Source organism: Salipaludibacillus sp. CF4.18 (genome assembly GCF_051262595.1).
Lineage (GTDB): Bacteria > Bacillota > Bacilli > Bacillales > Salisediminibacteriaceae > Salipaludibacillus > Salipaludibacillus neizhouensis.
This window is the reverse complement of record NZ_JBIMEV010000046.1, coordinates 25,814-35,684: the sequence shown is the minus strand read 5'-3', so window position 1 is coordinate 35,684 and position 9,871 is coordinate 25,814. Positions and strand designations below refer to the sequence as shown.

10 protein-coding genes are annotated in these 9,871 nt (G+C 35.1%); 4 read left to right on the top strand and 6 right to left on the bottom strand.

Going from position 1 to position 9,871, the window contains the following annotated elements:
* Positions 1–616: 616 nt before the first annotated feature.
* Positions 617–919, bottom strand: coding sequence for a DNA cytosine methyltransferase (locus ACHABW_RS20140; RefSeq protein WP_435757966.1), 303 nt, complete (start codon positions 917–919; stop codon positions 617–619).
* Between the two features lie 424 nt (positions 920–1,343).
* Here ACHABW_RS20140 and ACHABW_RS20135 point away from each other — a divergent pair, with 424 nt between their 5' ends.
* The 3 genes from ACHABW_RS20135 to ACHABW_RS20125 all read left to right on the top strand — a co-directional run bounded on the left by ACHABW_RS20135 (position 1,344) and on the right by ACHABW_RS20125 (position 5,842).
* Positions 1,344–2,594, top strand: a complete 1,251-nt coding sequence (locus ACHABW_RS20135; protein WP_435757964.1) for an MFS transporter — start codon at positions 1,344–1,346, stop codon at positions 2,592–2,594.
* 484 nt (positions 2,595–3,078) lie between these two features.
* Complete coding sequence (locus ACHABW_RS20130; RefSeq protein ID WP_435757962.1) at positions 3,079–4,770, top strand: methyl-accepting chemotaxis protein; 1,692 nt, start codon at positions 3,079–3,081, stop codon at positions 4,768–4,770.
* Between the two features lie 229 nt (positions 4,771–4,999).
* Positions 5,000–5,842 (top strand): FixH family protein, encoded by an 843-nt coding sequence (locus ACHABW_RS20125; protein ID WP_435757960.1) that lies wholly within the window; start codon positions 5,000–5,002, stop codon positions 5,840–5,842.
* A 102-nt stretch (positions 5,843–5,944) separates the two neighbouring features.
* Here ACHABW_RS20125 and ACHABW_RS20120 read toward each other — a convergent pair whose 3' ends face one another.
* The 5 genes from ACHABW_RS20120 to ACHABW_RS20100 all read right to left on the bottom strand — a co-directional run bounded on the left by ACHABW_RS20120 (position 5,945) and on the right by ACHABW_RS20100 (position 8,890).
* Entirely contained in the window at positions 5,945–6,814 is an 870-nt protein-coding gene (locus ACHABW_RS20120; protein WP_110936976.1) for a hypothetical protein, read from the bottom strand.
* A gap of 84 nt (positions 6,815–6,898) precedes the next feature.
* Positions 6,899–7,102 (bottom strand): hypothetical protein, encoded by a 204-nt coding sequence (locus tag ACHABW_RS20115; RefSeq protein ID WP_110937701.1) that lies wholly within the window; start codon positions 7,100–7,102, stop codon positions 6,899–6,901.
* Positions 7,103–7,542: 440 nt separating this feature from the next.
* Positions 7,543–7,695: a YfhD family protein gene (locus tag ACHABW_RS20110; RefSeq protein ID WP_435757957.1), complete on the bottom strand. Its 153-nt coding sequence runs from the start codon at positions 7,693–7,695 to the stop codon at positions 7,543–7,545.
* Between the two features lie 75 nt (positions 7,696–7,770).
* Positions 7,771–7,896 (bottom strand): YfhE family protein, encoded by a 126-nt coding sequence (locus ACHABW_RS20105; RefSeq protein WP_110936974.1) that lies wholly within the window; start codon positions 7,894–7,896, stop codon positions 7,771–7,773.
* An 82-nt stretch (positions 7,897–7,978) separates the two neighbouring features.
* A complete protein-coding gene (locus ACHABW_RS20100) occupies positions 7,979–8,890 on the bottom strand; it encodes a TIGR01777 family oxidoreductase (RefSeq protein WP_435757955.1) in 912 nt (303 codons plus the stop codon).
* Positions 8,891–8,989: 99 nt separating this feature from the next.
* Here ACHABW_RS20100 and recX point away from each other — a divergent pair, with 99 nt between their 5' ends.
* On the top strand, positions 8,990–9,808 hold the full coding sequence (recX, locus tag ACHABW_RS20095; protein ID WP_435757953.1) for a recombination regulator RecX: 819 nt from the start codon (positions 8,990–8,992) through the stop codon (positions 9,806–9,808).
* Positions 9,809–9,871: the final 63 nt, after the last annotated feature.

Sequence of the window (9,871 nt, the reverse complement as noted above, 5' to 3'; positions counted from 1 at the left end):
GTTACAGCTATAAGGGACATAGTGAAATGCACTATTACAGTAGGGAAGGCTTAGCCATTGCATATAAAAATGAGCTGGTCTAAGACTTGCCCCAACTGAAACTATACTATAATTTTAATTTTACATATTCTTTTTAGCTAACTCATGTATTGAGCCCATAGTTGAGCTATTTCTGTTGATGTAAGCCTAATTTGCTTTTCCTGTTCCAATATATTTAGACCCCCTATAAACATTATATTCTTTATATTGTCCAATAGTTACCTGTCATATGTAGGATAATATCTTATAAAAAAATATATCCCATTAAATGATTCTTTCAAGAAACTTAAATTGATTTAATAATGTTGTCACAGAATAAAGCACGAATTTTTAGTGAATGTGAAGGATTACACTTAAACAAACGGGTTGCTTTAGTTGAAGAAGAAAATATAATATGAGTAAAACGTACAGATGTTAAGTTCTGTGCGTTTTTGAGTGTTAATTTACCTGTAATTTCACATTTAATTACAGTGTTATTAAGCCTACGATTTCAATTTTCCCCTCCCAAAACCGAACCCGTTAACCTAATAGCCTGTTTTTATTTTCTTCACTTATTTAACTATTTAACTTATATATATTATTTAGATGTTGTTAAGGGAGTTTCTTTAAAGATTTCATAAACTCCCTTAGCAATAGCTTTTCCAAGTAAAGGAGGTACTGCATTTCCAATTTGTTTTACTATTTGAGTTCTACTTCCATAAAATTTAAAGTTATCGTCAAAGCCTTGAATCCTTGCTTCTTCTCTAAGTGTTAATGCTCTGTTTTGGAAGGGATGAATACATTTGTTAGAAGCAGGATGAACAAAGTTAACTGTTAATGTATTAGCAGGCTTATTAGATTCAAGTCTTGAATAAGAAGTACTAAAACCACTAGAAATCAAGTGCTTAGGTATGCAACTTATACTTGAACCTGAGTGTTTAATGATCTCTAGCATTTTAGGAGAATGGAGAATGGAGAATGTAAGTAGATGAAGTCGCAAATAATAGATATATCTGTGAAAATTACTCAACACAGGTTGAAGCGGTTGCGTTGTTGGAAAGATGAGTGTAATTAACTCTAACCGCATTCTAGCCACAGTCGAATAAAAGTTCGTATAAATAGATGTAGTAAAAATGGATACCAAAAAGCATCGCATTTGCGGTGCTTTTTGTATGTGAAGATAAAGAATTGCTCATTCATAAACGAGGGAGGTTAACCACTTACTACTCAAATTAAAGGCCAGATAAACTAGCCAAATCAGATACTGTTTCTACTGTAGCAGGAAACCCATATATATAGGGTAAAAGCTTACAGGAGAGATATCATTGGACAAACAAAATAGTAAATTAAGATGGGTTATATTTGTTTCCGTATTGTTTACTTATTTACTAATGTCGAGTCAACGAACCGCTCCGGGATTAATTACAGACCAATTGATGATTGATTTTAGTGTAACAGCGTCAACCATTGGATTAGTGACAAGTATCCAATTTTTTGTATATACGGCTTTGCAAATTCCATTGGGGATTTTGGCTGATCGTTATGGACCTAATTTTTTCTTGATTATCGGTGCCATGCTTACAGGTGTAGGTACAATTATTTATAGTCTTGGTACACATGAGTTTATTCTATTTTTTGCTAGAATACTTACAGGAATAGGGGATGCGACGATCTGGGTTAATATGGTGTTAATTTTAAGCCTATGGTTTAATGAAAAGGAATTTACTAGATTAATTGGTTTTGCAGGAATGACAGGAAGTCTTGGTTTCCTTTTGGCAACAGTTCCGTTCTCTGTATTGATTGTCTTGCTTGATTGGAGAGGAGCATTTCTTTCAGCCGGGGTATTTTTATGTTTATGCAGTATTTTTCTTTACATTGTACTTGTAAAAAAAACAAAACAATCAGTATTTGTTAAAAATAAAAGAAAACATGAAAAAACTATGGTTTTACTCCGTAGAATACTTTCTAGTCGGCAGGCATGGGCATTGTTCTTTTGTCACTTTGGGATTGTCGGGGGGTATATAGGATTTATCGGTTCGTGGGCAGTACCATATATGATGGATGTGTACGGGATGACACGCTTAGATGCCAGCCAGATCATTATGGTAAGTCTTATTGGCGCACTTATTGGCGCACCTTTAATCGGTTGGATCTCAAGTTATTTAGAAACGATTAAACGGCCTTATATCGTTTTTCATATCACGGTTTTATTGTGTTGGTCTGTCTTTCTTTTGTTTAAAGAGCATCCACCAATTTACTTACTAATTATACTTTTCTTTATCATTGGCTTTGGATTTGGATCAAATTCCTTAACATTTGCAGTCGTTCGCCAATCTTTTCCTATTACTGAATCAGGTATTGTCACTGGGTTTGCGAATACAGGAGGGTTTTTAAGTGCAGTATTGCTGCCAAGCATTTTTGGGTATTTGTTAGATCATTTCCAGTCAACAGCAGGTATTGTAAGTCATGGATACTACTATGGCTTCCTTACTCCCGTAATTTTCTCCATGTTTGGCTTAATTGGAGTGATATTTATAAAGGAAAAGTACCACTATACAGAGCGTAATACGAAATGAAAAAGCAACGAATGAATCAAATGATATAAATGTTTATAATTTGAAAGTGAACGAACCTGCATTCGAGTAGCACCTACACGCATTACGTAGGTGCTACATGGGGGGCGCCAGAAGCTGACGTTACATTTAATAAAAGACGGCTATGCCGTTTTTTATTAAATGATAGAAATGTATGATTAATTGTATGGCTAAAGTGCTAATATATACTAGTTTAGAAGTTCATTATATTGAATTAAATGTAATTAATAGGTGTAAAGTTATAAAAAATGAACATAAAGAACAAAAAATTCAATTGAATATAGTCAATACATACTATATATTTAATATAGATGAACTAATGAAAGCGTTAACTTATGGGTAAGTTATAAAAAACGTTCTATTTTAACCGACTATGTCCATTATTAAGAAGGACGCACAAGTATTTTAAACAGGAGGAACTTATCAATATTTCAACACCTAATTCAATCAAAGGAGAGAAATCAAAATGAGGATAACTATAAGAAAAAAATTATTGTTAGGATTCTTTTCAGTTTTGATATTGATGGCAGTTGTTTCTGTAATTACATACAGTGAGTTTACAACCATCGATAATGATTATTCAAACTCGATAGATGATAGGTTTACCCAAATGAGTATTGTTAACCAAATGGAAAGTGCAGCACTCAAGGAACAAATTGCTGTTCGGGGGTATTTGGTAACTAGTAATTCGAGTAACTTAACTCTGTTCAATGAATCAGCGGAGGAATTTACTGCAAAAGCAGAAGAGTTTTTAAGCTTAAATACTTCTGATGAAGCTATGAAAATAATGGATGAACTAATCGTAGTAGAGGATAAATATAATGAATTAGCAGAGGAATTGTTTGAATTTAAAGACGCAAATGATACTTCTGAAATAGCCTGGTTAATGGAAGAACAAGGCAGTAGATTAACTTCTAGAATTATAGAAGTTGGTGAATTGGCACGTTCTTATCAAGAAACAAATCTTCAAGCATCCAGTTCGGCTCTTTCAAGTAAAGCGAATGTTAGCAAAATGTTAATTATTGGTATTAGTTTATTTGCATTAGTTCTTGGGATAGTCATAGCTTTGTACATTAGTAAAATAATTTCTAAGCCTGTACAACAAATCTCTAAGTCTGCAGAATTAATCGCACAAGGAAACTTGACGATTGATGATTTGAAAGTTAAGAATAAAGATGAAATAGGAGAATTAGCAACATCTTTTAACTTAATGACAAAAAATTTGAGAGAATTAATTATGAATGTGAGCAGTACTTCTGTTCAAGTAGCATCTTCGGCAGAGGAATTGATGGCCAGTGCAGAGCAGACCAGTTTAGCGACTAATCAAGTAACAGTTGCTATTCAAGAGGTTGAAAGTGGTTCTGAGATACAAGGTAAAGCGACTCAAGAAAGTGCCAACGCAATCTCAGAGTTATCAATTGGGATTAATCGTATAGCGGATACGTCATCAAACGTAGCAGAATCAGCTTCGGATACCTCTGCGCAGGCAATAGCGGGGAACGAGTTATTACAAAATGTTGTAAGACAAATGACTTCCATTAATGATTCTACGAAAGAGACGAACAATGTCATTAAAGGATTAGATGGTAATTCAAATGAAATCGGAAAAATTATCGATGTTATTACTGGCATAGCAGACCAGACTAATCTATTAGCGCTTAATGCTGCTATTGAAGCTGCAAGAGCAGGTGAACACGGAAAAGGTTTTGCGGTAGTTGCTGATGAGGTAAGAAAATTGGCGGAACAATCTAGAGGATCAGCAAGTCAAATTTCTCATTTGGTGCAGGTGATTCAAAATGACGTTTTAAAAGTTGTAGAAATGGTGAACAATGAAACAATAGAAGTAAATGAAGGAATGGCTTTAGTAGAAGAGACTGGCAACTCATTTCATCAAATATTAGCTTCTATTGAGAATGTGAGTGGCGAGATTGAGGAATTATCAGCAGTATCTGAGCAAATGTCTGCAAGTATGGAACTGGTTAATTCTTCTGTAGAGAAGGTATCTAGTATAGCAAAAACATCTAGAGATAATACAGCAGACATTGCATCTTCTTCCGAGGAACAATTAGCAACAATGGAAGAAGTGACAGGGGCTGCCTCAAATCTGGCTAATATGGCAGAAGACTTAAGAAAACAGATTAGCATTTTTAAAGTATAGAAACAGTATTGTTTGAACAGGTAACTAGAAACTTCTTAGTGATGAAATCTAATATCCTAATAGAAAAGATTCAAACTCTGGTGTCATAAAAAGAGTGTGAATCTTTTCTTCTTTTGTATTGTGGGATAAGTGACAAATGTGTGACGTGTTTCTTGTTAGATAGTAATAGTTTTCTAAATGCGGTACTATCATCTAGAGAATATTTTTAATTTTGTAAGGGAGGTACACAGTGAATAAAATACTTAAGCTAATTTTTTCAACATTGTTGATTCTAACGTTGGCTGCCTGTGGACAAGAGGAAGATAATAATGACTCAGGCATGCAAAGTGTAGATGATATAAACTTAGATCCAGTAGATGCAAAGCTTACCATTCCCGATAAAGCGGATGTGGATGAAGATCTAGTATTCCAAGTCTTGGTAACACAAGGGGAGGAAATGGTGGATGATGCAAGTGAAGTAACGTTCGAAGTTTGGGCCGATGGAGAGAAGTCAGAAAGTGAAATGATTGAAGCAGAACTGCCAGGAGAAGAAGGACTATATGAATTGTCACATACTTTTTCGGAAGAAAAGCTTTACCATGTTCAGTCACATGTAACGGCTCGTGGCAGTCATGCCATGCCAGTAAAAGAGATCGTCATAGGCGAACCGGATCTCGATCTAGAAGTGGAGAATGACGAAGCGGAACAACAGGACACAAACGAAGAAGAGAATCATGTACATGAACATGAGGGAAATAATCAGGATGAAAATGAAGATAATAGTGACCACCACCATATGAATGAAAGTATTGACATTAGATGGCAAACAAGCGAGCAAGCATCAGCTTCAGAAAATGTTTCTTTGGAAGTTGAGATTGATTGGAAGGGCGATCCATGGACAGGTGGAAAGGTTCAGTTCGAAGTGTGGAAACATGGAGATGAACACCATGAATGGATCAGTGCTGAAGAAACGGATTCAGGTGTTTATAAAACAGAGCACGTTTTTGAGGAAACTGGAGAGTTTCATGTCACAGTGCATTTAGAAGATGATGAACTTCATGAACATAAACAGTTTTTGATTGAAATAGAATAGAAAAACACCTCTAGGCTGTTTTAAATGGCATAGAGGTGTTTTTTCTTTGGGTTAAGAAAAAGCGCAAATCGAGAGAATCACTCTCGACTTGCGCTTTTCAATTTAGCTTGTTTGTTTTTTTAGAAGTTGTACGATCATCGTACGTAATGATTGGTCATGAACAGTTTTGTTTAACCAATCTTTCTTCGTGTCTTCTGTTTCGGCCTTGACGCGTTTAAATAGTTTTACAAGAACAGATCGAAGTACGGTTGAATAGTGAACATGGTCGATCTTTTGAGCTTGTTGAAGAATACTCTCAATGGCCTTGTAATTCTCAATATCTACGTATTTAGTGGAGTCATTGAGGAATTGCTCAACAATTTTTGCTTGATCATAACTTAAGTAATAAGCAGGAACTTCTTCTATTAATTCAGGGCTATCTTTAACATGCTTAGCTAGATTCGGAATAAGTTGATCAATCCGGTGATTTAATAAATGATGAAAAGCTTTCATTCCGTTTGCTTTATCTATTGCGCTGTCTAATGTAACCATTATGAGTGATTGGTCAGAAATTCCTTCTGCTATTTGCAATGCGATCAGTCTTGATGACCATCCATTTTTAATGTCTTCAAGATGTTCGTCTACAAGTTGTTTCTTAATTTTAATGTTTTTCTTTTTAGCATTTTCATTCGATTTTAAGGCATCCTTAAGATCATCCTGCGTCATTTTAAGTTGTTTTTTTCTGTCGCTAATCTGTTTGTATTTCTCCGATGCTTCATCGGATTCAACGGTTGTTTTATTGGATAAGTAAAAGGAGTCTAGGAACTTACCTTGATAATCTAAAACCGCAAATATAACTGGTGTTTCATGATCAAATAAAAGAGCGTGGAATTTCCGTGTACCACTTGGCTCTTGGTATTTTAAGATGAAATACCTTTGACCTCCATCTACATAAACTTTTTTTCCGATAAAACTTGGTGGTAAAACTGGCATATCACTTCACCGTTCCTTTCATAATATTTGTTTCGGTCATTTGTGGAAAGATTGATGAAGGATCTCATACATTACGAGAAGAAGTTAAGAGTCATTACGAATTATAAGATAGATAATAAGTCCAATAATCGGGAAAAATAAAGTTCCTATTAATATAATAAGACTAAACTCTTTACTGTTTCCTTTCCTGACGGAGTCTTTATAAGCCCAGACACTAGTAAAAATATTTATAAGAAAAATGCCGAAGCCGAATAAAAATATTAATATAAAGATGTTAGTAAACTCCATCACTGTAAAATTGCTCTCCTTTATTACAATTCTCTTTCCATCATACCTATTTTTCCATGATTTGTGTAGGGTTAGAGGGAAAATTTTTTTCTGAGCAGTGAAAAATAACATTTAAGTTACTAGAGCCTTGTATTTTTTTCTTTGATTAAGCGAAGTAGATCTGCTTAAATGATTAGAAAAGAAGAGTATTTTTTTAGCAGAAAGTATAAGATAACAGCTGCCTTTACGTGACACGAGCACCTACATGTAATACAAAGGTGCTACTCGGGGTGGCGAAAGATAACGCTGTATTTAATAAAAGACGGCTATGCCGTTTTTCTTATGCAGTTTTAGAAACCCCCTATCATTTTCATTTGATTTGATAGGGGGTTTTAATGTGGAAAAGTAACTTGGCAGCGGTTGTCAACCTCTTCATCTTAAGAAAGTGAAGGTATACTTTCTTAAATATTATCTGCATCAAACCGTTGATTAGCAGCTTTTGCTCGCGCAATAGAATCGCGATACTCAATATCCGCCATTTCATCACTGTATTCAATATCTTGGTTTTCTTTTGCGTTATTTTTCTTTTTTATATCTTCGTCACTTTTTTTCATGAAGCACACTTCCTTTTTAAAATAGTAATAATCCGGAAAAGCTCCCACTTGTAAAAACTAAAGAACAAAGATTACTTAAAGGTTGGATTTTGATTTGAAAAATTCTTTATCCGCTTTTTTAAAGGATGACTGATATGATACTTCTTGTGCACTAGAAAGTGTGCGACGGTCTTCTTTCGTTTTCGAGGTTTTCCTTGTCATAATTATCCAACTCCTTTTGGCCTGTTTTAATTAGTATTAGCTAAAAGGAGGGGATGTATTCAGATAATTATAATTAGGATGCTTACGACTCTGTTTTGAATAGATCTTCGAAAGCTTCTTGAAGATCCGGATGGTTAAATGAATAGTTATTATCGATTAGTTTTTGTGGGTATACGTGCTGTCCATCTAATACGAGAACACTCATTTCACCCAAACCGATATGAAGTAATGTGCTCGGTACAGGTGCCCAGAAGGGTCTATGAAGAACATGAGCCAGCGTTTTTCCAAAGTCTTTCATTTTTTGTGGGTTTGGTGCTGTTATATTTACCGGGCCATGAATATCTTTGTTTTCAATACAATAGCTTAATGCTTTTGCTACATCTTCAATATGCACCCATGACATCCACTGTTCTCCCGTACCCAGTTTCCCGCCGACAAAAAGCTTGAAAGGCAGGAGCATTTTCTGGAGAGCTCCTTCATCTGTATCCAGAACAACACCAAACCGTGTACAAACAACTCTCGTTTTTGAAGGAGCTTTCATAGCTTCTTGTTCCCAACGAACGACGACATCTGCTAAAAAGTCTTCACCTGGTTCATCGTATGATTCAGTAAATGTTTTTGTAAAAGATGTACCATAGAATCCGACAGCAGAACCATTGATTAATACTTCCGGTTTATTTTCCATCGCATTAATAATTCGAATTGTTTCTCTCGTTGCTGTAATTCTACTATCCATAATTTTTTCTTTTTTATCAGGAGTCCAACGGCCGCTATTTAAGTTTTCACCTGCTAAGTTAATGATCGCATCGATGCCATCTAGCTCTTTTTCAGGAAACGAACCCTCTTTGAGCCACTCGACAAAATAAAGTTGTTCTTTTTCCTGTTTATTCGCTTTATTTCTAGTTAAGATAAATACTTGGTGACCGTTTGCGATAAGTTCATTTGTTACTGCTTGTCCAATAAAGCCTGTACCACCAGTGATTGCTACTTTCATTGTATCGCCTCCTGTTTTATCATGGTTATAAGATCTGTATGTATCATTCCCTTTAATTTGTTTAACTGAAACTTCTTCCATAAGGAAAGTGAGGATAATATGCCTAAAATAACGAAAATAACCCCCGCAAAGAAAAGGAAAGACAGGTATCATGTTTATATTGATCGTGGTAATGGAGATGAATATGCGTTGTCTGTCTCTGAAGATATCCTTATTCAACAAAAGCTCTGGAAAGACACGGAATTAACCGAAGACCGAGTGATTGAATTAAGAAATAAAGATGAAATAGATAAAGCAATGCAAAAGACATTAAATTTTCTCTCCTATCGAATGAGATCAGAGGTGGAAATCCAGCGTTATTTGCGGGATCTTGAGGTAGATATTGCAGAGGAAGAAATATCTCAAATGATAGATAAGTTAAAAAAACTGGATTTTTTAGATGATCAACGGTTTGCAGAAGCGTTTGTCAGAACGAAACGTGATGCACATAAAAAAGGACCACTTGTTATTAAACAGGAGCTCTTGCAAAAAGGTGTAGATAAAAAGATTATTGAAGCGGCTATGGAAGAATACTCTAAAGAGCTTCAGTTGGATACAGCAATCAAAATGGTGGAGAAAAAGCAGTCTTCTTATAAAAAAGAGGGTGAGAAAAAGAAAGAGCAAAAATTGGTACAGTTTTTAATACAACGAGGATTTGATCAAACTACTGCTTACGAAGCGATTAGGTATGCAGAAATCGAAACAGACCATGAAGCCGAAGCAGAGGAACTAGCTAAACAGGCCGAAAAAGCGTGGAAAAAGCATAGCCAAAAGGATCTTTGGGAAAGAAAACAACGTACAAAGCAATATTTATACAGTAGAGGATATTCTATGGAGCTTATTGAGAAATGGTTTGAAAATTTAAATGAAGAAGAATGACAATGCTAACCAGGCAATAGGGCGCATGTTTTGTATTACATATCTCTTCTCTATTATAATGGG

Coding starts and splice junctions, on each gene's coding strand:
- ACHABW_RS20120 (WP_110936976.1), bottom strand. CDS start 6,814: ATGCCAGTTTTACCACCAAGTTTTATCGGAAAAAAAGTTTATGTAGAT.
- ACHABW_RS20100 (WP_435757955.1), bottom strand. CDS start 8,890: ATGAAAGTAGCAATCACTGGTGGTACAGGCTTTATTGGACAAGCAGTA.
- ACHABW_RS20115 (WP_110937701.1), bottom strand. CDS start 7,102: ATGGAGTTTACTAACATCTTTATATTAATATTTTTATTCGGCTTCGGC.
- recX (WP_435757953.1), top strand. CDS start 8,990: ATGCCTAAAATAACGAAAATAACCCCCGCAAAGAAAAGGAAAGACAGG.
- ACHABW_RS20110 (WP_435757957.1), bottom strand. CDS start 7,695: ATGAAAAAAAGTGACGAAGATATAAAAAAGAAAAATAACGCAAAAGAA.
- ACHABW_RS20105 (WP_110936974.1), bottom strand. CDS start 7,896: ATGACAAGGAAAACCTCGAAAACGAAAGAAGACCGTCGCACACTTTCT.
- ACHABW_RS20130 (WP_435757962.1), top strand. CDS start 3,079: ATGAGGATAACTATAAGAAAAAAATTATTGTTAGGATTCTTTTCAGTT.